This window comes from Buchnera aphidicola (Rhopalosiphum maidis) (assembly GCF_003671935.1).
GTDB lineage: Bacteria > Pseudomonadota > Gammaproteobacteria > Enterobacterales > Enterobacteriaceae > Buchnera > Buchnera aphidicola_AL.
The window spans coordinates 242,341-268,576 of the sequence record NZ_CP032759.1; the positions used below are offsets into that span (position 1 = coordinate 242,341).

The 26,236-nt window shown below is 24.4% G+C and carries 20 protein-coding genes, 1 other RNA gene and 1 pseudogene; 10 read left to right on the forward strand and 12 right to left on the reverse strand.

All coding sequences use genetic code 11. The annotated features are described in order from the left end of the window. Positions 1-12 precede the first annotated feature (12 nt). The 3 genes from htpG to dnaX all read right to left on the reverse strand — a co-directional run bounded on the left by htpG (position 13) and on the right by dnaX (position 3,571). Positions 13-1,890, reverse strand: a complete 1,878-nt coding sequence (htpG, locus tag D8S97_RS01310; RefSeq protein ID WP_158361107.1) for a molecular chaperone HtpG — start codon at positions 1,888-1,890, stop codon at positions 13-15. A 215-nt stretch (positions 1,891-2,105) separates the two neighbouring features. Further along, positions 2,106-2,435: a YbaB/EbfC family nucleoid-associated protein gene (locus tag D8S97_RS01315; RefSeq protein WP_158361108.1), complete on the reverse strand. Its 330-nt coding sequence runs from the start codon at positions 2,433-2,435 to the stop codon at positions 2,106-2,108. Positions 2,436-2,479: 44 nt separating this feature from the next. Then, positions 2,480-3,571: a DNA polymerase III subunit gamma/tau gene (dnaX, locus tag D8S97_RS01320; protein WP_158361109.1), complete on the reverse strand. Its 1,092-nt coding sequence runs from the start codon at positions 3,569-3,571 to the stop codon at positions 2,480-2,482. A gap of 201 nt (positions 3,572-3,772) precedes the next feature. Here dnaX and ffs point away from each other — a divergent pair. Next, an RNA gene (ffs, locus tag D8S97_RS01325) (signal recognition particle sRNA small type) lies at positions 3,773-3,868 on the forward strand. A gap of 11 nt (positions 3,869-3,879) precedes the next feature. Here ffs and D8S97_RS01330 read toward each other — a convergent pair. Continuing rightward, complete coding sequence (locus tag D8S97_RS01330) at positions 3,880-5,622, reverse strand: SmdB family multidrug efflux ABC transporter permease/ATP-binding protein (RefSeq protein ID WP_158361110.1); 1,743 nt, start codon at positions 5,620-5,622, stop codon at positions 3,880-3,882. A 23-nt stretch (positions 5,623-5,645) separates the two neighbouring features. Next, positions 5,646-7,391 (reverse strand): SmdA family multidrug ABC transporter permease/ATP-binding protein, encoded by a 1,746-nt coding sequence (locus D8S97_RS01335; protein WP_158361111.1) that lies wholly within the window; start codon positions 7,389-7,391, stop codon positions 5,646-5,648. Between the two features lie 248 nt (positions 7,392-7,639). On the opposite strand from D8S97_RS01335, the pseudogene queC reads away from it, so the two are divergent. Next, positions 7,640-8,337, forward strand: a pseudogene (gene queC / locus D8S97_RS01340) (7-cyano-7-deazaguanine synthase QueC). A gap of 57 nt (positions 8,338-8,394) precedes the next feature. On the opposite strand, the gene D8S97_RS01345 reads toward queC, so the two are convergent. From D8S97_RS01345 to D8S97_RS01370, 6 genes are all read right to left on the reverse strand, one after another. After that, positions 8,395-10,260, reverse strand: coding sequence for a SurA N-terminal domain-containing protein (locus D8S97_RS01345; RefSeq protein WP_158361112.1), 1,866 nt, complete (start codon positions 10,258-10,260; stop codon positions 8,395-8,397). A gap of 102 nt (positions 10,261-10,362) precedes the next feature. Beyond that, a complete protein-coding gene (gene lon / locus D8S97_RS01350) occupies positions 10,363-12,696 on the reverse strand; it encodes an endopeptidase La (protein ID WP_158361113.1) in 2,334 nt (777 codons plus the stop codon). A gap of 184 nt (positions 12,697-12,880) precedes the next feature. Beyond that, on the reverse strand, positions 12,881-14,164 hold the full coding sequence (gene clpX, locus D8S97_RS01355) for an ATP-dependent protease ATP-binding subunit ClpX (RefSeq protein WP_158361114.1): 1,284 nt from the start codon (positions 14,162-14,164) through the stop codon (positions 12,881-12,883). Positions 14,165-14,247: 83 nt separating this feature from the next. Further along, positions 14,248-14,841: an ATP-dependent Clp endopeptidase proteolytic subunit ClpP gene (gene clpP / locus D8S97_RS01360; RefSeq protein WP_158361115.1), complete on the reverse strand. Its 594-nt coding sequence runs from the start codon at positions 14,839-14,841 to the stop codon at positions 14,248-14,250. A 129-nt stretch (positions 14,842-14,970) separates the two neighbouring features. Next, positions 14,971-16,296 carry a trigger factor gene (gene tig / locus D8S97_RS01365; protein WP_158361116.1) on the reverse strand — a complete coding sequence of 442 codons (1,326 nt, stop codon included), beginning with the start codon at positions 16,294-16,296 and terminating at the stop codon, positions 14,971-14,973. A gap of 285 nt (positions 16,297-16,581) precedes the next feature. After that, positions 16,582-16,890 (reverse strand): BolA family protein, encoded by a 309-nt coding sequence (locus D8S97_RS01370; protein ID WP_158361117.1) that lies wholly within the window; start codon positions 16,888-16,890, stop codon positions 16,582-16,584. A 336-nt stretch (positions 16,891-17,226) separates the two neighbouring features. On the opposite strand from D8S97_RS01370, the gene cyoA reads away from it, so the two are divergent. Genes cyoA through cyoE form a run of 5 tightly spaced genes read left to right on the forward strand, consistent with a single transcriptional unit; the run spans position 17,227 to position 21,900 of the window. Next, entirely contained in the window at positions 17,227-18,099 is an 873-nt protein-coding gene (gene cyoA, locus D8S97_RS01375; RefSeq protein ID WP_158361118.1) for a ubiquinol oxidase subunit II, read from the forward strand. 40 nt (positions 18,100-18,139) lie between these two features. Beyond that, the gene (gene cyoB, locus D8S97_RS01380; protein ID WP_158361119.1) at positions 18,140-20,119 is read left to right on the forward strand and encodes a cytochrome o ubiquinol oxidase subunit I; all 1,980 of its coding nucleotides are present in this window, start codon (positions 18,140-18,142) and stop codon (positions 20,117-20,119) included. Further along, positions 20,116-20,685 (forward strand): cytochrome o ubiquinol oxidase subunit III, encoded by a 570-nt coding sequence (gene cyoC / locus D8S97_RS01385; RefSeq protein ID WP_158361120.1) that lies wholly within the window; start codon positions 20,116-20,118, stop codon positions 20,683-20,685. Before cyoB ends, cyoC begins: the two co-directional genes overlap by 4 nt. Next, complete coding sequence (cyoD, locus tag D8S97_RS01390; protein ID WP_158361121.1) at positions 20,685-21,011, forward strand: cytochrome o ubiquinol oxidase subunit IV; 327 nt, start codon at positions 20,685-20,687, stop codon at positions 21,009-21,011. Before cyoC ends, cyoD begins: the two co-directional genes overlap by 1 nt. Before the next feature lie 31 nt (positions 21,012-21,042). Beyond that, positions 21,043-21,900, forward strand: a complete 858-nt coding sequence (gene cyoE / locus D8S97_RS01395; protein WP_158361122.1) for a heme o synthase — start codon at positions 21,043-21,045, stop codon at positions 21,898-21,900. Positions 21,901-21,903: 3 nt separating this feature from the next. Here cyoE and D8S97_RS01400 read toward each other — a convergent pair whose 3' ends face one another. Further along, a complete protein-coding gene (locus D8S97_RS01400; RefSeq protein ID WP_158361123.1) occupies positions 21,904-22,233 on the reverse strand; it encodes a TusE/DsrC/DsvC family sulfur relay protein in 330 nt (109 codons plus the stop codon). 44 nt (positions 22,234-22,277) lie between these two features. Between D8S97_RS01400 and D8S97_RS01405 the strand changes: the two genes are divergently transcribed. The 3 genes from D8S97_RS01405 (at position 22,278) to dxs (ending at position 26,208) form a co-directional block, all read left to right on the forward strand. Beyond that, positions 22,278-23,453: an MFS transporter gene (locus tag D8S97_RS01405; RefSeq protein ID WP_261789588.1), complete on the forward strand. Its 1,176-nt coding sequence runs from the start codon at positions 22,278-22,280 to the stop codon at positions 23,451-23,453. 93 nt (positions 23,454-23,546) lie between these two features. Then, positions 23,547-24,431, forward strand: a complete 885-nt coding sequence (locus D8S97_RS01410) for a polyprenyl synthetase family protein (RefSeq protein ID WP_158361124.1) — start codon at positions 23,547-23,549, stop codon at positions 24,429-24,431. A gap of 19 nt (positions 24,432-24,450) precedes the next feature. Further along, positions 24,451-26,208: a 1-deoxy-D-xylulose-5-phosphate synthase gene (gene dxs, locus D8S97_RS01415; RefSeq protein WP_158361125.1), complete on the forward strand. Its 1,758-nt coding sequence runs from the start codon at positions 24,451-24,453 to the stop codon at positions 26,206-26,208. Positions 26,209-26,236: the final 28 nt, after the last annotated feature.

Here is a 26,236-nt window from a genome sequence, read left to right on the forward strand (position 1 = left end):
GTAATCATATTTTTATTGTTCTAAAATTAATTTATTCATTCTAGCAATAAATTCATGTGGATTTTCTAAATTTCCTTTTTCAGCAAATAATGCTTGATCTAGCAATAATTTAATCCATTCATCAAATTTTTCATCTTCTTTTATTTTGCAAATTTTTTTTATTAATTCATGTTCTGGATTAATTTCAAATATATACTTTAATTCTGGAACAGTTTGTCCTGCTGCACTAAATAATTTTGCCATTTGAGTACTCATTTCATTTGAATCGCTTAATACAATACATGGCGTTTCTGTTAATCGATACGTTAATCGTACTGATTTTACTTTATCTCCTAAAGTTTTTTTTACTTTTTTTAAAAATTCTATTATTTCTATTGATTTTTCTTTTTGAGTTTTATTTTCTTTTATTAATTTATTTAACGACAAGTCTTCTTTACTGATAGATTGAAATTTTTTTCCTTTGAATTCAGTAAGATAGTTCATCATCCACTCATCGATTCTATCTGATAATAATAAAACATCAATGTTTTTCTTATTAAATAATTCTAAATGAGGACTATTCTTTGCTGATGTATAGCTATCTGCGGTAATATAATATATTTTTTCTTGTTTTTCATGCATATTAGACATATATTTTTCGAGCGAAATAGTTTGTTCGGAACTTTTATTTTGAACAGATGTAAATCGTAATAGATCTGCAATTAAATTTAGATTTTTACTATCTTCTGCTGGACCTTCTTTTAAAACTAATCCAAATTGATTCCAGAATTTTTGATATTTTTTATCATCTTTTTTTGATAGTGTTTGAAGCATTTTTAATGATCGTTTTATTAATGCTTTTTTTAAGTTTTGTGTAATAGAGTTATCTTGTAATATTTCTCGAGAAACGTTTAAAGGTAAATTATTTGAATCTATTAATCCTCTAATAAATCTTAAGTAGTTTGGAAGAAATTCTTGAGAGTTATCCATAATATAGACACGTTTTACATATAATTTTAAACCGGATTTATTGTCTCTATTCCAAATATCCCAAGCTGCTTTTTCAGGAATAAATAACAAACTAATGTATTCATTAGTTCCTTCTACATGATTATGACTCCAAAAAAGTGGATTGTTTTGATCATTTGTAAGGTGTTTATAAAATTCTTGATATTCTTTTTCGCTGATAGAAGATTTGTTTTTCGTCCATAATGCTTTAGCTTTATTAATTTGTTCCCAAAAATATATTTTATTTTTTTCATCATATTTTTGTATTTGAACTGGTACAGTAATATGATCGGAATATTTACTAACTATATTTTGAATTCTCCACAATTCTAAAAATTCTTCTTCTTCTTCTTTTAAGAATAAAGTAATTTCAGTACCTCTTGTTTTTTTCTTTACGTCAGTAACATTGTATTTACCTTCTCCAGATGATTCCCATAATACACCTAGATCAGATTTATTCCCTGCAAATCTTGTTCTTACTGACACTTTTTTTGACACTATAAAAGACGAATAAAAACCAACACCAAATTCTCCAATTAATTCATTTTTTACATTTTTTTCTTTTTTCTCTAAAGATTTTATAAATGATTTAGTGCCTGATTTGGCAATGGTTCCTAAGTTTTCAATTACATCTTGACGTGTCATTCCAATGCCATTATCACTAATAATTAAAGTTCGTTGCGATTTATTAATAGATATTTGAATTTTAACATCACTATTATTTTCATATAATTCTGGATTTGATATAGATTGAAATCTTAATTTATCTATTGCATCTGATGCATTAGATATTAATTCTCTTAAAAATATTTCTTTATTTGAGTATAAAGAATGAATCATTAAATGTAATAGCTGTTTGACTTCAGATTGAAAATTATAGACTTCTTTTTTTTGTGTATTCATATAAAAATCTCTTTTTAAAAAATAAATTATATAATTTATTTTAAAAATTTTTTTATTAAAAATTCCAATGAATTTTTAATAGATGTAAATTTTTTTAGTGTATTAAATAGAAAAATATGAAGTATAAATTAATTATAAATCTTAAAAAAAGATTTATTAAAAATCTATTATCTAGTAAATGATATTTCTTATTTTTTTTATCTTATATAATTTATTTATACTGGTATGTTAAATCCTGCAGGTAATTGCATTCCTGTAGATATAGCAGACATTTTTTTCTTTTGAACTTCAGATATTCTTCTAGTAGCATCGTTGAAAGCAGCAGCAGCTAAATCTTCTAGCATATCCTTATCATCTTTTAATAAACTAGGATCTACTTCTACACGTCTACAATTATGTGCTCCATTAATAGTTACCTTTACCAATCCTGCTCCTGCTTCTCCTGTAACTTCCATTTTAGCTATTTCTTCTTGTATTTTAGCCATTTTTTCTTGCATTTGTTGAGCTTGTTGCATAAGAGTTCCTAATCCACCTTTAGTAAACATATTTATTTTCTCTTTTTTTAAATTCTAATTTTAATAAATAATTTTTATTTTTTTATTTCTGTAATTGCTTGGAGTAAAGTCATTTCTACTCCCATTTTATGATTAGGTGAAAAACATAATTCTTTTCTACCTTTTAATAAAATTTTATAACATAACTGAATATTATACTTGCTGTTGTTTTCTGCAATTTTTTTAATTTCATTTTCATTTTTTTTTATGAAAATTTGATTCCATGTTTTTGGATAAGATTTTAACATAGCAATATGGTGTAAAAAGCGTAACATTTCTATTAAAATATTTTGCCATTCTAAACCTATCTTACTTATTTTATTCAATAAACACATCATTTTTTTTGAATCTTTTTCTAATAAAAATTTTGTTAATAAGAAAGCATTTTTTTTGTTTGGTATACCTAACATTTCAGTTGTATTTTTTAAATTAATATTATTTTCACTTAAATGTATAGCATGTTCTAATAAATTGAGTGCATCTCTCATGCTTCCATTAGCATAATAAGATATTATTTTTAATGCTTCTTGGTCAAAGTTATTACCTTCTTTTTCTAAAATATATTTTATATAATTAAAAATATCTTCTTCAGATAATATATTTAATTTAAAATACAAACAACGAGATATAATTGTTTTAGGTATTTTTTCTATATTTGTTGTAGCTAAAATAAATTTTATATGTTGAGGCGGTTCTTCAAGAGTTTTAAGAAGAGCATTAAAACTATGTTTAGATAACATATGAACTTCGTCAATTAAATATATTTTAAAACGACTTTTAGAAGGCGAGTAATAAATGTTATCTAAAATTTCTCGCATTTCTTCTACTTTCGTACGTGATGCTGCATCTATTTCAATAAAATCAAGACAAATACCTTTTTCTATTTCTTGACAAATAGTACATTTTCTACATGGAAAAGGTGTTATACCTTTTCTACAATTTAAGCTTTTAGCGATTAAACGAGCAATTGTAGTTTTTCCTACACCTCTTGTTCCAGATAGTAACCATGCATGATGAATTCTTCCGAGAGAAAATGCATTAGATATAGCTTTAACTATATATTTTTGACCAATGATTTCTTTAAAAGACTGAGGACGCCATTTTCTTGCTAGTATTTGATAAATCATATATTATTTTTCTTTATAAAAATATTATTATGCTATCAATATTTTTAATAATATGAAAGTATTCTCTTTTTATTGTAAAAACTTTATTTAATTTTTGTAATATTAAAAATATTAGTTGTCAAATATATATTTGGTCTATAAAATATAGAATTATATTCTATACCATAAAATTTAAAAATTTAATTATAAAATAGAGTTTTCTGTTAGCTCCAAGCACTGTTAAATTGAAAAATTGGTCAGATCTGGAAAGAAGCAGCCACATCAGTTGATACAGGTGTTTTGATAAAGCTAACAGGAACTCCTAAATGTTAACATTTAGATAGTTGAAAACTGTACATTTTCCAATAAAAACCTTTTTTTTCTAATAATTGATTGTGTTTTCCAAATTCAACAACATTTCCTTTATTTAGTACTACGATAGTATCAGCTTCAATAATCGTTGAAAGTCTATGAGCTATCACAATTAATGTGGTCTTCTTTCTTATAGAAGATAAAGTTTTTTGAATTAATTGCTCAGTTCCTGAATCAATATTAGCAGTTGCTTCATCTAATATAAGTATTTTAGGATTGCGTACTAGTATTCTTGCAATAGATAATAATTGTTTTTGTCCAAGAGATAAATTATTTCCTTCTTCTCCTAAAATAGAGTAAATGCCTTTTGGCATCGATTGAACTAAAGAAGAAAGGTGAACAGTTTTTAATACATTCCATATTTTTTCTTCAGATATTTTTTTTCCCAGTGTAATGTTAGAAAAGAAAGTGTCTGCTAGAATTATTGGATCTTGTTGTACCATCAGAATGTTTTTTCGTAAAACGTCATGAGATATACAATCAATAGATTTATCATCTAAATATATTTTTCCATTTTTTATAGGATAATATCCCATTAACAGATTAGCTAAGGTACTTTTTCCACTTCCTGTTTGACCTACAAATGCTACAAAACTTTTAGATGGAATGTAGATATTAATGTTATTAAGTATATTTTTTTCATCTTTTTTATATTTGAAACTTAGATTTTTAATGTTTATTTTTCCACTTTTTATTTCTTCTTTATTTTTTCCGTACTTTTGTTTTGGTGAATCTATAAGAGAAAATATTCTTTCTCCTGCTACTACGGCTTGTTGTAATATAGACTGTTGAATGGTAATTGAAATTAATGGTTCATTAAGACGACCAAGATACGTAATAAAAGCGTATAATATACCTACTTCAAGAAATCTATTAGAAAAACAACTGAATAAAAACATAAAACTACAAAGTACTAAAGCTGATAATAAACTCAACAGCGGTCTTAGTAAAAAACCATCTAATTTTAATATTTTCATTCTAGCTAAATAATGTAATTCGCTGCTTTCTTTTATGTTTTTTTCAAATCTTATTTGTTGTCTAAATTGTTGAATAACATTCATACCATTAATAGTTTCATTAAATTTATTATTAATATTAGCTACATAATATCGTACATTTCTTAATAGTGGAGTGCTATAGTATTGGTATACTGACATTACGATAATTACTAAAGGAATAATGAATATAGCTATCATTGCCATATGCCATTCTAGAGTAAACATTGCAAATAATATAATTATAATTAAAGTTATACTTCGAAAGAAAGTAGGGCCCACTGTATCGTACAATTCTTTAATAACTTCAGTATCATTAGTTACTTTTGAGATCATTTGTCCGATAGGTTGAGAATCAAATTGATTGATAGGTTGATTTAGTGCTGCATTCATGACATCATTGCGGAGTTTATTAATTATTCCTACAGCTATTTTATTAAAGAAAATACTTTGAAAGTAGTTAAAAAAAACTGCTAATATTTGTAGTACTATAAAAAATATTATAATCATCAGTATTAACTTAAAATTTAATGCATGTTTAGATAAAACATTATTAATGAAATAACTTATTAAAATTGGCCCTAAAACTTCACAGGTCGCACCACTGAAAAGTAAAAAAAATGCTAATATTATTTTTTTTTTCCAAGGTATTGCATAAATTGTTAAACGTTTTAAAATTGGCCAAAATTGTATTAAATGATCCATATTATAAATTTCTCGCTTATTTTTTAAATATCCTCAATTTCTGTTTCTAGCTTTTGATAGCGATACATAGACTGATACCAATTTTCTTCTTTTATTAATTTCGCATGATTACCCCTTTGAATAATACTACCTTTTTTTATTACTATAATTTCATCTGCATTAATTAATGCAGATAATCGATGTGCTACAATTATTAAAGAATATCCTTTTTCTTTCCATTTTTTTAAATTTTTTAAAATGTTGTTTTCTGTTTTACCATCTACTGCGGATAAAGCGTCATCTAAAATTAGTATTTCTGTACTTAACAATAGTGCACGTGCAATGGCTATTCTTTGTTTTTGACCACCAGAAAGCATTACGCCCCGTTCTCCTACTTGAGTATTATATCCTTGAGGTAAACATATAATATCTTTGTGTATATCAGCTAATTTAGCTGCTTTTTCGATTTCTTTTTTAGAAGCATTAGGTTTACCTAAAGCAATATTGTTTGATATACTATCTGAAAATAAAAATGAAGTTTGATTTACAACTGCTATTTTACTTCTCCAATAATCAATTTTTAGTTCCAACAATGACAAAGAATTATAAAGTATTTCTCCTTTATTAATTTTAAATTGTCGTTGAATTAGTTTTAACAGCGTGCTCTTTCCAGATCCTGTAGGACCACAAATTCCTAAAGTTTGTCCAGGATTAAGATTTAAATAAATTTTTTTTAAAGATGGTTTTTTACTTTTAGGATAAAAAAACATATCAATATTAATATTTAATTTTCTATTTATATTTAGTATTGTTTTTTTTCCATCTTCTATATATAAATTTTTATTAATAATAGAATGAATTCTATCCCAAGCTGCGCTACCTCTTTCAACAATGTTAAACATCCATGCTAATGCTAACATTGGCCAAATCATTAGACCTAAATACATAATAAAACTAGTCAATTGTCCGATTGTAATAGTACTATTCCAAACTAACCATCCTCCTGCTGCAATAGCTAATAAATTAGAGAATGCAACTGATAAATAAATTACTGGATCAAAACGAGCATCTATTTCTGCAACTTGCATGTTTTTTTTTCCAGTTTCATTAACAATTTGATTAAATTTTTTCAATTGATTTTTTTCTAATCCAAATGCTCTAATCATTCGAATACTAGTTAATATTTCTTGTGTTTGATTATTTAATAAAGAAAATGCACTTTGAGCATTTCGAAAAGTATTATGAAGTTCTTTTCCATATTTTTTTATTAAAATTGCCATAATTGGCATTGGTATTAATGATATTATAGTTAATAACCAACTAATTTGAGTTATCATGACTATTAATACTGAAATACCCATTACAGATGAATCTACTAGTGTTAAGACCCCTTCTCCTGCTGCAAATACCACTCGATCAACATCATTAGTGGCTCTAGCGATTAAATCTCCAGTACGATTTTTCAAAAAAAATATTTCACTTTGTTTGCTGAGATAAGAATAAAATTTTACTCGTAACTCTGTAGCTAATTTGTACGAGGCACCAAATAAAAGAATTCTCCATAAATAACGCAGTATGTAAACTATAATAGCAATAAAAAGAATAATCGAAATCCACGGTAGTATTTTAAAACCACTCATTTTTTCTTTTATGATTAAATCTATTAAAATTCCAATTATCTTAGGTGGCAACAATTGTAAAAAAGCTATTATTATTAATAATAAAATTGATCCTAAATAACGTTTCCATTCTTTTATAAAATACCATTTTAGTTGATTGAACAATCTCACAAAGGAATCCTAAAATTTAAATATTTAAAATATATATTTTTAATATTACATGTTTTTTTATTTAATTTTTAATTTTTTCTAAATTAAAAAAAAATTATATTTAAATTATTTTTATTCAAGTAGAAATTGAATTTTTTTTATAAAATGAATTTATATTTAAATATATTTTTGTAAATTAATCATATACAATATTAATTTCTAAATCGTTTTTATAAATTAATTATAAATAATTAAATGACTTAAAAATCATGAAAAAAATACTAATAATTTTTAGTGGTGGACAAGATTCAACTACTTGTTTGATACATTACAGTAATATATGTAAACAAATTTACTGTATTACATTTGATTACAATCAATTACATAAATCTGAAATTGATTCTGCTCGTTTTATATCAAATTATTTTAATGTTAAAAAACATATATTCGTAGATGTAAAATTCTTACAGAATCTTTCCACAAGTAGTTTAACAGATGAAAAACTTTCTATTTTTGATAATCATCCGTTAAATAATTTTTTACCAAGTACATTTGTTCCAGGTCGTAATATTCTATTTTTAACTTTGTCTTCTATATATGCTTTTAATAATGAAATTGATTCAATTGTTTTAGGGGTAAATGAAATCGATTTTTCTGGTTATCCAGATTGTCGAAACGACTTTTTAAAAAAATGAATGATGTAATTCAAGTTGGTATGAACTGTAAGATTAACTTTTTATCTCCTTTAATTAATTTAAGTAAAGCAGAAATATGGGCTTTGTCAGATTATTGGAATTCTACTCAATTTATTCTTGATAATACAGTAACTTGTTATAAAGGTATTCAAGGAAAAGGATGTGGTCAATGTCAATCATGTATTCTTCGAAACGATGGATTCAATAAGTGGAAATCTAATTCTTCTTATTATATGAAAAAATTAAAAGAAAAATTCAATTTCTATAATTAATTTTAGAAATTAAATATATAAATTTATTTAAATTGATAACAAGTTTTATTAATTTTTTTATAAATCATCTATTCTATTATATAGAATTGTTGATGTTTTATGTAAGTTTTGGAGAAAACATTGAAATATTGTATCTATATTATTTTTTTCTAAGTATTGAATAATAATTTTTTCTTCTTCTTCTGAAAATTTTTCATTATAAACTTTTTCCAATAACGCGATAACAAAATTTTTGTTTTTATTTTGATACATAGTATAAATTTTTTTTCCTTTTATTGGATATGGCATTGAAAAAATTATAGATAGATTTGGGTTTTCGTCATATCGAGATACAGTTTCATATTCTTTAAAAACAATGTTTTCTTGTTTTAAAATATTTTCGTTTCCATTATTTAATTGAAATAAAATTTTTTTTGATTTGTTTCTTATTTTTTCTGTTGCTTTCATGTATTTTATTCTGTTTATAATATTTTGCTTAACATCTTGAAGTTTTTTAATTTTTTTTTCTTGATAATTTTTTATACTTAATAGAAAAGATTTATGATTATTTAATATGATTAGACCAGAGTGCGATTTTAGTTTTTTTTGTCTATCTAATAGACCTTTTTTAAAAATCATTGTTTTTAGTATAGGATTTTTTAATTCTTTAGGAATAGAATTTTGATCAAACCAATTTGTTTCTGAAGGAATAATGTGAGCTTCTTTGAGAATTAAATCAAATCTATTAATATGTTTTTTTGCGATAGTAGAAATTTTATTTTTTAATTTGTGATACATATTTAAAGATTTTTTATATTTTATCTCTTTTTCAATAATATTTGCGACTTCATATATTTTCTTATATTTTTTCGGTAATATTTTGTTTAATTTAATTATTAAAAAATTTTTATTAAATTTAATAATGTTAGAGATTTGATTTATTTTTTCTAAATTAGAATTTTTTATTTCATTTGGTATTGAATTTATCTCTATCAATCCAATATTGCCTCCTCTTTTAGAGGAAATAGGGTCTATTGATTGTTCCTTAGCTATTTTTGAAAAATCTTCTCCTTTTTTTAGTTTTGATAAAATTGATAATGCTTCATTCTTAGTATTAATTTGGATAATACTGTACTCTCTTTTTTCTTGATTTGAATATTTTTCTATATTTTTTTTATACCAATTTTTTATTTCTTTGTTGTCACAATTTGTTTTAAATTGATTAGGTGTTAGTTGAATGTAACTAATTTTAAATTTTTCTGGAATATAAAATTCGTTTTTATGTTGATAAAAGTAATCATGTATTTCTGGTTCACTTACTTTTTGAGTATGAATAATAGGATTAACTTTTAGAATTGCTTTTTTAATAATTCTTTTTTCAGATAATAATTTTATTATATTTTTTTGTTCATTATCTAATATAAATTCTGTTGCAGAAATAGCGTTTATTAAATATGTAGTGTTTAATTTTTTTCTAATTAAATTTATATATTCATAATGTGTTAAATTTTTTGATACAAGATAATCTAAATATTTTTTTTTGTTAAATTTTTTATTTTCTTGAAACATCGATGTATTTAGTATTATTTTTTTTATTTTATTATCTTGTATATTAAAGTTAATTTTTTTCGTATACTGCTCTAAAAGAATATTATTTATTAATTGAGATAATACATAGTTATATGTTTCTTCTTTGAATTTTTTATTTTTTTTAATTTTTAAAAAATCCCCCCCTAATATTTTCTCTTGTTTTTTCCTTTCATCAGTATACATTTTTTGCAGTGTTGTAAAACTAATTTCTTCCCCGTTTATTTTAGCAATGTATTCTATTTTATCTTTATTAAAGTAATTACTTATAGTACCAAACGCTAATGATAAAATAATTATTCCCAAAATACATTTAACTAAAATTACATTTAATCGGGATTTTAAATATTTAATCATAATATAACTATCCTAGATAGTTTCAATTTTATATTGAAATTTTTAATTTTTTATTTAAGTTATAAAGGCTGACAATTCTTTGTCAGCCAAATTTCGATTTTTTTATACGTAAGGTGTTTTTTCTAATGCTATTTTTAAAACTTCTTCAATATTTTTCACTGGATGAATTATTAATCCTTCAATAATATTTTTTGGTATTTCTTCTAAATTACGTTTATTTTCATATGGTATTAACACAGTTTTAACACCTCCACGATGTGCTGCGAGTAATTTCTCTTTTAATCCTCCAATTGTTAATACTTTTCCTCTTAGTGTAATTTCTCCTGTCATAGCGATGTTAGATTTGACGGGATTTTTTGTTAAAGAAGAGACTATAGCTGTACACATCGCAATACCTGCACTTGGTCCATCTTTCGGTGTAGCACCTTCAGGAACATGGACATGAATATCATGTTTTTCATGGAAGTCTTTTTTAATTCCTAGTTTTTTAGCTTGAGAACGAACTACAGTCAATGCCGCTTGAATTGATTCTTGCATGACTTCTCCTAAAGAACCAGTATAAGTAAGTTTTCCCTTCCCTGAAACACATGCTGTTTCAATTGTTAACAGTTCTCCACCTACTTCTGTCCATGCTAATCCAACAACTTGTCCAATTTGATTTAAATTGTTTGTTTTACCGTAATCAAATCGTTTTATTCCTAAAAATTTTTTTAAATTTTTACTATTGATTTCTATTTTTTTCAAAGATTTGTTTAAAATTAACAGTTTTACTACTTTTCTACATATTTTAGATATTTCTCGTTCTAAACTACGTACTCCTGCTTCACGAGTATAATACTGAATTATACTAATAATAGCGCAGTCAGTAATCGTTAATTCATTCTTTTTTAATGCATTTCTTTCTATTTGTTTTGGATATAAATAGCACTTTGCTATATTTAATTTTTCACTTTCTGTATAACCAGAAAGACGAATTACCTCCATTCTATCAAGTAATGGTGCAGGTATATTCATAGAGTTAGAAGTTGCTACAAACATAACGTCTGAAAGATCATAGTCTACTTCTAGATAGTGATCGTTGAAATTTACATTTTGTTCGGGATCTAGTACTTCTAATAATGCAGATGCTGGGTCAACTCTTATATCGCAAGACATTTTGTCAATTTCGTCAAGTAAAAACAAAGGATTTTTTACCTTTGCTTTTACCATTTTTTGGATTAATTTTCCAGGCATTGAACCAATATATGTACGTCTATGACCTCTAATTTCAGCTTCGTCTCGTATTCCACCTAAAGCCATTCTTACATATTTTCTACCTGTTGACCTAGCAATAGATTTTCCTAAAGATGTTTTACCTACTCCAGGAGGACCTATTAAACATAAAATAGGACCTTTAACTTTATTTGTTCTGCTTTGTACAGCTAAATATTCTAATATTCGTTCTTTTACTTTTTCTAGACCAAAATGGTCTATATCAAGAATTTTTTTAGCTTCTTGAATGTCTTTTTTTATTTTTGTTTTTACATTCCAAGGAACTTGTATCATCCAATCAATATAACTTCGTACTACTGTCGCTTCTGCTGACATTGGTGACATCATCTTTAATTTTTGTAATTCTGATTCTGTTTTTTCTTTTGCTTCTTTAGGCATTTTTGAATTTTTAATTTTACGTTTTAAAACTTTGTTTTCATCTGGAATTTCGTCCATATCTCCAAGTTCTTTTTGAATAGCTTTTATTTGTTCGTTTAAATAATATTCTCTTTGACTTTTTTCCATTTGTTTTTTAACACGATTTCTAATTCTTTTTTCAACTTTTAATAAATCTATTTCTGTTTCCATTATAGCCATTAAAAATTCTAATCTTTCATTTACATTGTATATTTCTAGTACTGATTGTTTATCAGATAATTTTAATGGCATATGAGAAGCAATTGTATCTGCTAATTTTTCTGCATTTTTCGTATTACTAAGAGTATTAAGTATCTCTGACGGAATTTTTTTATTAAGTTTAATATAAGATTCAAATTGATTAATTGTTGTTCGAATTAATACTTCTTGTTCTTTATCTATAAGAGTAGGAGAAACAATCAATTCTACTTCTGCGACGAAATGTTCTCCATTGTTTTTTACATTTTTAATACAAGCACGTTGTAAACCTTCCACTAGTACTTTCACTGTTCCATCTGGTAGTTTTAACATTTGTAAAATTGAGCTAATAGTTCCTATATTAAATAAATCGTTTGTGCTAGGTTCGTCTTTTGATGCTTCTTTTTGTGCGATTAACATGATTTTTTTATCATTATTCATAGATGTTTCAATACACTGAATCGATTTTTTACGACCTACAAATAATGGAATAACCATATGAGGATACACAACTACATCTCTTAATGGTAAAACGGGAATTTTAATGCGTTCAGAACGCTCAGAATTCATAGAGCTCTCTCTTAGTTGAATTTCCGCTATTTATATTTATTAAAAACGGCAATATATTAAAATATGCAGCTATATTTATAATTAAGCCAAGTATATTGGAATTGTCGCTTGACATTTAATCTGAAGCGTTTGGCAAAATAAAGGGAGAATGCCTTTTTTTGAGATTATCTGATGTCTTTATTTTTTATTCACCGGATGCTTTTTTGGATTTATTTTTTTCTTCATATATTATTTTTGGTAGTGAATGAGAGTTTACAACTGATTCATCAATTAATACTTTTTTTACATTTTTCATAGATGGTAACTCGTACATGGTATCTAATAAAATATTTTCAACAATAGATCTTAATCCTCTTGCCCCTGTTTGTTTAGATAATGCTTTTTTTGAAATTGATAAAATAGCTTCTTTTGTGAATTCTAATTTGACTTTTTCTAAATTAAATAATGCTTGATATTGTTTGATCAAAGCATTTTTTGGTTTACATAATATCTTAACAAGAGCATCTTCATTTAATTCGTTTAAAATAGTTATTATAGGCAAACGACCAATGAATTCAGGAATTAATCCAAATGTTATTAAATCTTTTGATTGCACTTGTTGCAACAAATATTGTTCTGACTCTTTCTTTTTTTTCTTTTTAATACTAGCGTTAAAACCGATTGTATTTCCAGTATCAATTCTTTTAGAAATAATTTTAGAAAGTTCTGAAAATGCTCCTGCACATATGAATAAGATATTTGAAGTATTAACTTGTAAAAATTCCTGTTGTGGATGTTTTCTCCCACCTTGTGGTGGAATTGATGCTAAGGTTCCTTCAATTAGCTTTAATAAAGCTTGTTGTACCCCTTCTCCAGAAACGTCTCTAGTAATAGAAGGATTATCAGATTTTCTTGCAATTTTATCTATTTCGTCTATATAAACAATTCCTAATTCTGCTTTTTTAACATTGTATTTGCATTTTTGAAGTAGTTTTTGTATCACATTTTCTACGTCTTCTCCAACGTATCCTGCTTCAGTTAAAGTAGTTGCATCAGCAATACTAAAAGGTACATTTAATAATTTTGCTAGTGTTTCTGCTAATAAGGTTTTTCCACTTCCAGTCGGTCCAATTAATAAAATATTACTTTTTCCCATCTCAACTTTATCTGAATTTTTAGAAATATTACGGATACGTTGATAGTGATTGTAAACAGCTACAGATAGAACCTTTTTTGTATGGTTTTGACCGACTACGTAATTATCAAGATGTTTTTTAATTTCATGCGGTGTAGGCAAGTAATTTAATTCATCATTTTCTTTTTCTTTTTTAGTTTTTATTTCTTTAATAATGTCATTACATAATCTTATGCATTCATCACATATATAGACTGCTGGACCAGCTATTAATTTTTTCACTTCTTTTTGGTTTTTACCACAAAAAGAACATTGAAGTAATTTTTTAGAATTGTCTTTACTCTTATCTGTCATATTCTTAACCTCGTTATTAACATATTTATTGATTTTTTGAGTAAATAGATTCTATTTTATTCTCTTTAAATAAAAATTTTTTATCAACGTTGAGTTAAAATTAAATCAATTAATCCATATTTTATAGATTCATGTGCTGATAAAAAACAATCTCGTTCTGTATCTTTATTAATTTTTTTAATAGATTGACCAGTATGAAAAGACATTAGTTGGTTTAATTTTTTTTTCATTTTTATAATTTCTTGTGCATGGATAGCGATGTCTGATGCTTGTCCTTGGTATCCACCTAAAGGTTGATGAATCATAATTCTTGAATTTGGTAAGCAAGATCTTTTACCCTTAGTTCCAGATGAAAGTAAAAAAGCTGCCATTGAACATGCTTGTCCGATACAAATAGTATGAACTTCAGGTTTTATAAATTGCATAGTGTCGTAAATAGACATTCCTGATGTGATAATACCACCTGGTGAATTTATATATAAAAATATGTCTTTTTCTGAATCTTCTGATTCTAGAAACAACATTTGTGCTATAATTGTGCTTGCCATGTTGTCTTCAATGGCACCTGTTATAAAAATTATTCGTTCTTTTAACAATCTAGAATATATGTCATACGAACGTTCCCCTCTTGAATGTTGTTCGACTACCATGGGAATTAATACTGATTTAGATCTCATTTAATTTTCTCTATAAATATAGTAGTACATATTTTTGTTAAAATTATTTAAAATTTAATTTTCTAATATAAAATATGTTATTTAAAATTATTTTTCTAATATATTAGAATTTTTAAAAAAACACCATTTTTAGATAAAAAGTTCTTCATTACGTTTCCAGTTATAATTCATAATTTCATCTAGAGTCCACTTTTTTTTAATAATTTTAACTTTTTTTATTAAAAATTGCATAACTTGCATTTCTACTTCTATATCTTTTATCGTTTGTCTTAATGTTTCATTATTTTTATATATATTAATAATTTCTAATGGTTTTTTATAGTTTGAAGATATTTTTTTTATTAAAAGTTCTACTTTTTTTTCATTTACTGATATTTGGTTATCTTTAATAATTTTTTCTATAATTAATTTTATGTGCAATCTTTTTTTAGCTTTTGATTCAAGATTAGTATGATATTTTCTTTCCAAAATATTATCTTTTTTTTCTTTATATTCGTTTATAAATTTATTATGTAAAAAAGCTATTTCTTCTTTTAATAAAATTGGAGGTATATTTATAGGATTTTCTATTATTAATTTTTTTATGATTTGATTTTGCAAATGATTTTGAGTTAATCTTTTTATTTGTTCAATAAGATTATTTTTTATCGTCTGATACTGTAATTCAGTAATCTTACTTTTTTTAATTTTTTTTATATCATTTTCTGATTCAATATTTTCTTGTCTTTCTTCAATATTCAATATTTTAATTTTAAATGTTATATCTTTACTACATAATTCTTTTTCTGGATGAAACTTACAAAAGTTAATTTTAAAAAAAATAATATCGTTTATAAAATGATTTATTATTTTATTGTTTACTTCATGTATAAAATTATTTTGAGACACGATAAATTTAAGTTTTTCTACGTTAAATTTTTCTATTTTTTTATTTTTTTCATAAATACAATAATTAATTGTTACTAAATCATTAACTTTAACTGCTCTATTGACTTTATTCCATGTTTCTTCTTTATATTTTTGTTTTTCTATGTTTTTTTTTATATCTTCATCTGTAATATTTACTATTATTTTTTCTGCTGTAATAAATGTTATATTTTTTATTTCGAATTCTGGGTAAATTTCATAGTTTACAGAATATTTAAAATATTCTTTTTCATCTTCATTTTCATGCATAAAGTATTTTGGAAAACCAATTATTTTTATTTTTTCTTTTTTTATAAATTCATAAAAAAATTTTTGCATTAGTTTATTAAATACATCATAATAAACTTTATTACCATATTTTTCTTGTATAATTTTAATAGGAGTTTTTCCTTTTCTAAAACCATTTATTTTTGTTGTTTTATTAATTTGAATGAATTCTCGAATAAGGTCATTATTCACTATTTTTTTCGGAATATTAATTGTGACACAATGACTATTGTTTTTGTTTTTTTCCATAAAAAACTTCATTTCTTTGCCTCAAATAATTATATTTATTTAGTTTTTAAAAATTCTGTAATTTTAAAAAATATTCTACGTTTTTACGTATTTCATTTTTTTAAAGTGAAAAATTGATTTTTTTTTAAACCTATAAAAATTTCTGATATATTTTTTAATTTTCTTGAGTATTTTAGAAAAATATTTCTAAAAATTTTATAATTTAAAGTTTATCCTGCTAAATAGTTTTTTAAAACATTTGTTTTAATAATTTTAAAAATATATTAAATAATTATTTTTTTAGAGTTAAATTTTTTATTATTTTTTAATACATTTTATGGAACTAAATTCTTTATTTTTTTTATCTTTCCATTCATTTAAAGTATAAGTGTATAGTGTGATTGAGTATATACCTTCCTTTTCTATTTCTTTTAAAGCTTTAAAAATTATACGATGTCTAGTAATTAAATTTTTATTAATAAAATCGTTGCTAACGATAATAATTTTCAGATGACTAATCATATTTTTATTCGTAGAATAATTATGGAGTTTGCTATCGTTGCAAATTTTAATAGAACTTATATTAATTTTTGATTCTAAGTGTTTCTTTATTTTTTCTAAATACATGAAGTTATTGTTATATCCTAATTAATTTTAGATGAAAGATAGAAATTGTGATACAAAATATTTTGTATTATATTTATAGTGTTTTTTTAAAAAAAATTGTTTTTTTGAATGAAAATTCAATGGAGAATTTATTTTATTGATAAAAATATATTTTTTTTATTTTAAATGTTATCAATTTTTAAAAAATAATTCAATTATTTCACAAATTATTGATTTTATAAGAGTATTTCTTTTTAGTTTATTATTAAATAAAAAATTTAATTAGGATTTAATTAAGAATAATTTTTTATAAGATAAAAGTTTTTAATAATAAATATTATATTTTGAGGTTTTTTGATGATATCTATAAATTTTAATAATTTTTTTAAGACATTATTATTAATTTCAGTTTTTTTTACGTTACATGGTTGCAACAGTGTTGTATTAAATCCTCATGGAACAATTGCTATAAAAGAATGTTCAATATTATTAGTATCTTTTTTAATGATGTTGGTTGTAATCATTCCTGTAATTTTTATGACTATATATTTTTCAGTTAAATATCGTGCCTCTAATATAAATGAAAAATATAAACCAGATTGGTCTGATTCTAAAAAAATAGAAGTAGTAGTATGGACAGTTCCAGTTTTAATAATTTCTTTTTTAGCTTTTTTAACATGGAATTATAGTCATATACTAGATCCTCAAAAATCTATAATTTCTAAAAATAAACCTATAAAAATAGATGTTATATCATTAGATTGGAGATGGTTATTTATTTATCCGGAATATCATATAGCAACAATCAATGAAATTATGTTTCCTGTAAATACACCTATAATTTTTCATATTACTTCTAATTCTGTCATGAATTCTTTTTTTATTCCATCTCTTGGTAGTCAAATATATGCTATGCCTGGAATGATAACTAAATTGAATTTAATTGCTAATGATCCTGGAAAATATAAAGGAATATCATCTAATTACAGTGGTAGAGGTTTTTCGAATATGAAATTTACCGCAATCTCTGTATTAAATATAAAAACTTTTGAAAATTGGATTAAAAAAGCACAAAAATCTCCTAAAAAATTAAATAATATAAACATTTTTAATCTCATTTCTTTTCCTAGCGAAAATCATTTCATAGAATATTTTTCTGATGTTAAGAAAAATTTATTTAATGAGATAATTAATGACACTTATTTAAATAAAAAAGTATTCAAACATTAGAAAGATTTAATATAAAATATTAAGTGTAGAGGAAATAAAAATGTTTGGAAAATTGACATTAAATGCTATACCTTTTGATGAACCAATTATAATGGTTACATATATATCTATTATTTTAATTGGATTATGTGTTTCTTTCAGTATTACTTATTTTAAAAAATGGAAATATTTATGGTTTGAGTGGTTTACTACTGTTGATCATAAAAAAATATCTATTATGTATGGAATACTTGCATTTATTATGTTGTTTCGTGGTTTTGTTGATGCAATATTAATGCGAACTCAACAGGTAATTGCATCTTCAGGAAATATAGGTTTTTTACCACCTCATCATTACGATCAAATTTTTACAGCTCACGGTGTTATAATGATTTTTTTTGTAGCTATGCCTCTTGTAATTGGATTAATGAATTTAGTTGTTCCATTACAAATTGGGGCTCGTGATGTAGCTTTTCCTTTTCTTAATAATCTAAGTTTTTGGTTGAATGTTAGCGGTGCTATTTTGCTCACTCTTTCGTTAGGTATAGGCGAATTTGCACAAACAGGATGGCTAGCTTATCCGCCATTGTCTGGGATAAAATATAGTCCAGGAGTAGGAGTAGATTACTGGATTTGGAGTCTTCAAATTTCTGGTATTGGAACTACTTTAACAGGTGTTAATTTTTTAGTAACAATTTTAAAAATGAGAGCACCAGGAATGTCCTTTTTTAAAATGCCAGTTTTTACCTGGGCTTCTTTATGTACTAATATTCTTATTGTAATTTCTTTCCCAGTTTTGACTACCACTCTTTTATTATTAACTTTAGATCGTTGTTTTGATTTTCATTTCTTTACTAATGATTTTGGTGGAAATGCAATGATGTATGTTAATTTAATATGGATTTGGGGTCATCCAGAAGTTTATATTTTAGTTCTTCCAGTATTTGGTGTTTTCTCAGAAGTAGTTGCTACTTTTTCAAAAAAACGTTTATTTGGATACGTATCTTTAGTTTGGGCGACTTTAGCTATTACTATTCTATCTTTTATAGTTTGGCTTCATCATTTTTTTACTATGGGTGCTGGCGCGAATGTTAATGCTTTTTTTGGCATTACTACTATGATTATAGCAATTCCTACTGGAGTAAAGATTTTCAATTGGTTATTTACTATGTATCAAGGTCGTGTTTATATGCATTCTTCTATGCTATGGACAATTGGATTTTTAATTACTTTTTCTATCGGTGGAATGACAGGTGTATTATTATCTATACCTCCTGCTGATTTTATTTTGCATAATAGTTTGTTTTTAGTCGCTCATTTTCACAATGTAATAATTGGTGGTGTTGTTTTTGGTTGTTTTGCTGGAATTAATTATTGGTTTCCTAAATTGTTTGGTTTTATTTTAAATGAAGTTTGGGGTAAGCGTGCTTTTTGGTTCTGGATTATAGGTTTTTTTACTGCTTTTATGCCATTATATTTTTTAGGTTTTATGGGAATGACTCGTCGTTTAAGTCAAAATATTGACATGGAATTTCACTTTTTGTTATCTATTGCTGCTATTGGTGCTGTTCTTATTGGTATAGGTATACTATGTCAAATAATTCAATTTTGGGTGTCAGTAAGAGATCGTCATGTTAATTTGGACATTACTGGTGATCCATGGGATGGAAGAACTCTAGAATGGTCTACTTCTTCTCCTGCTCCATTATATAATTTTGCCATTATTCCTAATGTTAAAAACAAAGATGATTTTTGGGAAAGAAAAAAACAAAAAAATCAAGTTCAAAAAAATCAATACAATGAAATTCATATGCCTAAAAATACAGGACTAGGTGTCTTCATTAGTTTTTTTTCTTTAATGTTTGGTTTTTCTGCAGTATGGAATATTATCTGGTTATGCTGTTTATCTTTTTTAATTATTATTATAAGTTTAATTGTTAAAAGTATAGATGAAAATAGTGAATACACTATATCAGTTAAAGAAATTAAAAGTATTGAAAATAAATACTTAGAAAATTGTAAAAAAGCAGGTTTAAAATGATAAAAGAAAAAATAAGAAATAATAAGTTATTTGGTCTATGGATATATTTGATGAGTGATTGTATCATATTTGCTGTGTTGTTTGCTGTATATGCGATTTTTTCTTCAAATTTTTCTACAAATTTTATTAATCATAAAATTTTTAATTTATCTTATGTTTTTTTTGAAACATTTATTTTATTATTAAGTTCATTATCATGTGGTATGTTAACTATACAAAAAAATAAAAAAAACATTAAAATAATATATTTTTATTTATTTGTAACATTTTTTTTAGGTTTATCTTTTTTGTTAATGGAAATAAATGAATTTCATGAACTTATTTTAGAAAAATTTAGTCCTAGTCAGCATGCTTTTTTTTCTATTTTTTTCACTCTTGTTGGTGTTCATGGAGCTCATGTTTTTTTGGGTTTAATTTTTATATTATCTATTTTGTATCAATTATTTAATTTAGGAATAACTGAAACTATTCGTATTAGAATATTATGTTTTAGTTTATTTTGGCATTTTTTAGATATTATATGGATCTGTGTTTTTACTTTTGTTTATTTAAATGGAGTTATTTAATGAATAAATGTGAAAAAATAAAAAATAACTTTAATAAAGAAAAAAATTCTTATATAGTAGGTTTTTTACTCTCTTTGTGTTTAACTATTATTCCATTTTTCTGTACTTTAAATCATTTATTTTCTAGAGAAATTAATTTTTTTATAATTTTACTGTGTGCTTTAAGTCAAATTATAATTCATTTCGTATTTTTTTTACATTTGAGTTTTTCCAAAAAAAACTCATGGAACATTATATCTTTGTTATTTGTATTAATTATTGTTTTTATTGTTGTATTTGGTTCTATATGGATTATGTATAATTTAAATCATCATCTGATGTTTTAACTACTATTTACTTTAAAGATATCGTGTTTATATGTTGAAAAATTACTTAGAAATAACAAAACCTCGTATTATTATTGGAAATATTATTTTAATAATAGGTAGTTTTTTATTTTCATCTTTTCCTTTTTTTAATTTTTTTTTATTTTTGTTTACTATTTTTGGAACTTCTCTAGTAATTGCTTCAAGCTGTGTTTTGAACAATCTTATTGACATAGATATAGATAACAAAATGAATAGGACTAAAAATAGAGTTTTAGTAAGGAACTTAATAAACCCCACATCAGCATTAATTTTTGCTTTTTTTATCGGAATTGTGGGGTTTTTTATATTAGGTTTTTTAGTAAATATTTTATCAATGTTTTTAGCTTTTATAGGGTTTATTATCTATGTTTTTTTCTATACATTTTTATTTAAAAGAAAATCAATATATTCAACTTTTATTGGAAGTTTTTCAGGTTCTATTCCTCCTGTTATTGGACATACTGCTGTTAGCAATGATGTGAATTTATTTTGTTTTTTGCTATTTATTATTTTTATTTTTTGGCAAATGTCTCATTTTTATGCTATTTCTATTTTTTACATTAATGATTATAGAAAAGCACATTTACCTTTTTTTCCTGTGGTAAAAGGTATTTCAAAAGCTAAAAAACATATTTTTTATTATATAATATGCTTTATTGTTTCTACTTCGATGTTAACTTTTTTAGGTTATTTAAGTTATATTTTTCTTTTGTTTTTTTCTTTTTTTAGTTTTTATTGGTTGTATATATCTTATTTAAGTATTCGAAAAAACGATGACAAAAAATTTTCCAGTAAACTTTTTCATTTTTCTATTTTAATAGTTATGTTATTTAATTTTTTAATATCTATAGATTATTATATATTTTAAATTTTATAAACATTGTGAAGGTTTTGGTATACCAGCTATTTTACTTGCTTGTTTAGCTGGTCCTTCAGGAAAAAGTTTAAATAAATAAATACTATTACTTTTTTCTCGACCTATTTCTTTTTCTATGCTTGTAATTAACATTCTCATAGATGGTGAGATATTAAATTTAAAATAAAATTTCCTTATAAAATTTATTACCTTCCAATGATCGTCTTGTAAAATAATTTTTTCTTTTTTTGCAATTTCTTTTGCTAATTCTGTACTCCAATCTGTAGTTTTCTTTAAATATCCTTCGCTATCTTTTTCTATTTTTTTATGACTTATTTTTAACATAATGTAAATAAAATATAAAATTATTAATAATAATTGAGTTGAATATGAAAAATTATAAAATGAATTTTATAGAATTACAAGTCACGTTAAGTTTTTGTATTGTTTTCTTATTACGGATGTTAGGTGTATTTTCAGTTCTTCCTATTTTAAGTAAATATGGCTTGTATCTAAATGGTGGAAACAAATTTTTAATTGGATTATCTATTGGTATTTATGGAGTAACTCAAATAATATTTCAAATTCCTTTTGGAATATTATCTGATAGGTTTGGTCGAAAACAATTGATTATATTTGGTCTTTTTGTTTTTTTCGTTGGAAGTCTTGTTTCTGTTAGTACTAATTCAATTTGGAGTTTGATAATTGGTAGAGCTATACAAGGATCTGGAGCTATCTCTGGTGTTTCTATGGCACTTTTATCTGATTTAATTAGTGAAGAAAACCGTGTAAAATCAATTTCTGTTATAGGCGCAAGTTTTGCTATTTCTTTTTTAATTTCTATTGTTTCTGCTCCAATTATTACTGAAAATTTTGGTTTTTTTTCTATTTTTTGGATTTCGGCTATATTTTCTATCTTTTGTATTTTAATTGTTTTTTTTCTTATTCCCTCTTCTCGAAATGAAAAGTTCAGACATCGAAAAAAAAACATTTATCAAAAAAAAATAAAATATATTTTTAATAAAAAATTTTTTAGATTTTATTTAGGTGTATTTTTTCTTCATTTTTTATTAACTATGAGTTTTTTAATTATACCTTATGAGTTGGAATTATCTGGTCTTTTGTTGCATAATCACTGGATAGTTTATTTTACTACTATAATTATTTCTTTTTTTATTTTATTTTTTATTGTTTTTTATTTTAAATTTTATTTTTTTTTAAAAAATGTTATTGAAATATGTATTTTTTTTATTTTTTTATCATTTCTGTTTTTTTTGTTATCACAACACAATTTGATATGTTTAATATTTGCTTTGCAAATTTTTTTTATTGCTTTTAATATATTAGAAATTTTTTTTCCTTCACGTTTAAGTCAAGAAATAACTATAAATGATTACAAAGGAAGTATTATGAGTATTTATTCTACAAGTCAGTTTTTAGGAATAGCTTGTGGAGGTATTTTAAATGGATGGTTATATACTTTTTTAAGTGTTACAGATCTTTTTTTGTTCGAAATTTTTATTACTTTTATATGGTTGATATTTAGTTTTTTTTGTAAGAAATAATTTTTTTGTAGTATAATTTACATAAATATTATAAATATTTTAAGTTTATTTTTTTCTTGATCTAACAATTAATATTGTTTTAGGTGTCAGAATATGAATTTTTCTCATGTATATGAGATTTATTGTAATCGCATAAATAAAAAGTTATTCGAAATAATACAAGACTTGCCTTTTCAAAACTCTGTTCTTTTAAAAGCTATGAAATATAGTACATTATTAGGAGGTAAAAGATTACGTTCATGTTTAATATATGCTACTGGAGAAATATTTCAAATAAATATTACTACACTTGATGTTATATCTGCAGCTGTTGAATTAGTTCATTCATATTCTTTAATTCACGATGATTTACCGTGCATTGATAATGATTATTATAGAAGAGGAAAAATATCTTGTCACATAAAATATGGTGAAAATATTGCTTTATTGGCAGGTGATGCATTACAGGGATTAGCATTTAATATTTTGTCAAATAATAATATGCCAGGAGTACATGATGCTATTCGTTTAAAAATGATTTCTGAGTTTTCCAATTCAATTGGTTATTCCGGAATGTGTATTGGTCAAATGCTAGACTTAGAAAAAACAAGAAAAGAAATAAATATATCTGAATTAAAAAAGATTAATTTATATAAAACCGCATTTTTAATTCGATGTTCTATACGTTTAGCTTATTTTTCTTCAAATAATTTTTCTAAAGAAGTTTTGTTGATTTTAGATAAATTTTCAGTATCTATTGGTTTAGCTTTTCAGATTCAAGATGATATTTGTGATTTTAAACATGATATTAAAAAATTCAAAGATAAAAAAAATAAAATAAAAAACACATATCCATTATTAATAGGATTAAAAAAATCTAAAATTAAAATAAAAGAACTATACGAAGAAGCTTTATTTGCATTAAAAATTTTGAAAAAAAATTTTGATGTCAATATATTAGAATTACTAACACGATTTATAATTAAAGATTTTAAATAAGTTTAATAAAGAGCTTCCAATGAATTTTGATATTACAAGATATCCAATTTTATCTTTTGCTAATTCAGTAAAGCGTTTACGACTTTTATCAATTGAACAATTACCACAATTATGCATAGAATTACGAAAATATTTATTAGATTTATTTTCTATTACTCAAGGACATTTTGCGTCTGGGTTGGGTGTGATTGAAATCACAGTTGCTTTGCATTATGTGTATGATACTCCATTTGATAACTTATTATGGGATGTAGGACATCAATCTTATCCTCATAAAATATTAACGGGAAGAGCTGAGAAAATAGATAGTATCAGAAAAAAAAATGGATTACATCCGTTTCCTTTTAGAGAAGAGAGCAAATATGACATTTTAAGTGTTGGACATTCTTCTACTTCTATTAGTGCGGGATTAGGATTGTCAATTGCCGCTAAAAAAGAGAAAAAAAACAGAAAAACTATTTGCGTGGTCGGTGACGGAGCTATGACTGCAGGTATGGCTTTTGAAGCAATGAATCATGCTGGTATGATACAATCTGATCTTTTAGTTGTATTAAACGATAATCAAATGTCTATTTCGAGAAATATAGGTGCTTTAAATAAACATTTAAAATTTTTAAGAAATATAAAAAAAAGAAATAAAATTTTTAATTTTTCAATATTTGAAAATTTAAGTTTTAAATATTTAGGTCCGTTTGATGGTCATAATATTTTTAAATTAATTAAAATTTTTAAAAAAATAAAAGCTACTAAAAATAGTTCCTTGTTACATTTAATTACTAAAAAAGGAAAAGGTTATCTTCCTGCAGAATTAGATCCAATTAAATGGCATACAGTATCTCAACCTTTTTCTTCATCTTCTAAAAGTCTCACTTATTCAGATGTTTTTGGTTCTTGGTTATGTGAAGTAGCTAAATTTGATAAAAAAATAATGGCTATCACACCTGCTATGTGCGAAGGTTCTGGAATGTCAGAATTTTCTCGTCTTTTCCCTAATCAGTATTTCGATGTTGCTATTGCTGAACAACATGCAGTTACTTTTGCAGCTGGTCTCGCTATTGCAGGATATAAACCTGTTGTATCAATTTATTCTACTTTTTTACAACGTGCTTATGATCAAATTATACATGATGTAGCATTACAAAAACTATCAGTTTTATTTGCTATTGATAGAGGAGGAATAGTAGGACATGATGGTCCAACACATCAGGGAGTTTTTGATTTATCTTATTTAAGGTGTATTCCTGGAATTATTATTATGACTCCAAGTAATGAAAATGAATGTAGACAAATGTTGTATACAGGCTATATGTATAAAGAAGGCCCTAGCGCAGTTAGATATCCTAAAGGTAAGGGTATTGGAATATCATTGACACCTATGAAGCTAATTCCATTAGGCAAATCTATTATTAAAAGAATTGGAGAAAAAATAGCAATTTTAAATTTTGGAACTTTGTTACAAAACGCTTATTTAGCGGCAGAAAGCTTAAATGCCACACTTGTCGATATGAGGTTTGTTAAACCATTAGATACAAATATAATTTTAAAATTATCGTTAAAATATAAATTTTTAGTTACACTTGAAGAAGGTGTCGTTGCAGGTGGTGCAGGTAGTGCAGTCAATGAGTTTATTATGATGAAAAAAATTTTACTCCCAGTTTTAAATATTGGATTGCCGGATTTGTTTATTTCTCAAGGCAGTCAAGAGGAAATTAAACATGATTGTCAACTAGACTCAGAAGGAATTCAAAAAAAAATACTTTCTTGGTTATCAAATTAAAATAACAAAAATTTTTTTAATTATTATT

Excerpts from the sequence above, each read along its gene's own strand:
- htpG (WP_158361107.1), bottom strand. The coding sequence starts at position 1,890 with ATGAATACACAAAAAAAAGAAGTCTATAATTTTCAATCTGAAGTCAAA.
- D8S97_RS01315 (WP_158361108.1), bottom strand. The coding sequence starts at position 2,435 with ATGTTTACTAAAGGTGGATTAGGAACTCTTATGCAACAAGCTCAACAA.
- dnaX (WP_158361109.1), bottom strand. The coding sequence starts at position 3,571 with ATGATTTATCAAATACTAGCAAGAAAATGGCGTCCTCAGTCTTTTAAA.
- D8S97_RS01330 (WP_158361110.1), bottom strand. The coding sequence starts at position 5,622 with ATGGATCATTTAATACAATTTTGGCCAATTTTAAAACGTTTAACAATT.
- D8S97_RS01345 (WP_158361112.1), bottom strand. The coding sequence starts at position 10,260 with ATGATTAAATATTTAAAATCCCGATTAAATGTAATTTTAGTTAAATGT.
- lon (WP_158361113.1), bottom strand. The coding sequence starts at position 12,696 with ATGAATTCTGAGCGTTCTGAACGCATTAAAATTCCCGTTTTACCATTA.
- clpX (WP_158361114.1), bottom strand. The coding sequence starts at position 14,164 with ATGACAGATAAGAGTAAAGACAATTCTAAAAAATTACTTCAATGTTCT.
- clpP (WP_158361115.1), bottom strand. The coding sequence starts at position 14,841 with ATGAGATCTAAATCAGTATTAATTCCCATGGTAGTCGAACAACATTCA.
- tig (WP_158361116.1), bottom strand. The coding sequence starts at position 16,296 with ATGAAGTTTTTTATGGAAAAAAACAAAAACAATAGTCATTGTGTCACA.
- D8S97_RS01370 (WP_158361117.1), bottom strand. The coding sequence starts at position 16,890 with ATGTATTTAGAAAAAATAAAGAAACACTTAGAATCAAAAATTAATATA.
- cyoA (WP_158361118.1), top strand. The coding sequence starts at position 17,227 with ATGATATCTATAAATTTTAATAATTTTTTTAAGACATTATTATTAATT.
- cyoB (WP_158361119.1), top strand. The coding sequence starts at position 18,140 with ATGTTTGGAAAATTGACATTAAATGCTATACCTTTTGATGAACCAATT.
- cyoC (WP_158361120.1), top strand. The coding sequence starts at position 20,116 with ATGATAAAAGAAAAAATAAGAAATAATAAGTTATTTGGTCTATGGATA.
- cyoD (WP_158361121.1), top strand. The coding sequence starts at position 20,685 with ATGAATAAATGTGAAAAAATAAAAAATAACTTTAATAAAGAAAAAAAT.
- cyoE (WP_158361122.1), top strand. The coding sequence starts at position 21,043 with ATGTTGAAAAATTACTTAGAAATAACAAAACCTCGTATTATTATTGGA.
- D8S97_RS01400 (WP_158361123.1), bottom strand. The coding sequence starts at position 22,233 with ATGTTAAAAATAAGTCATAAAAAAATAGAAAAAGATAGCGAAGGATAT.
- D8S97_RS01405 (WP_261789588.1), top strand. The coding sequence starts at position 22,278 with ATGAAAAATTATAAAATGAATTTTATAGAATTACAAGTCACGTTAAGT.
- D8S97_RS01410 (WP_158361124.1), top strand. The coding sequence starts at position 23,547 with ATGAATTTTTCTCATGTATATGAGATTTATTGTAATCGCATAAATAAA.
- dxs (WP_158361125.1), top strand. The coding sequence starts at position 24,451 with ATGAATTTTGATATTACAAGATATCCAATTTTATCTTTTGCTAATTCA.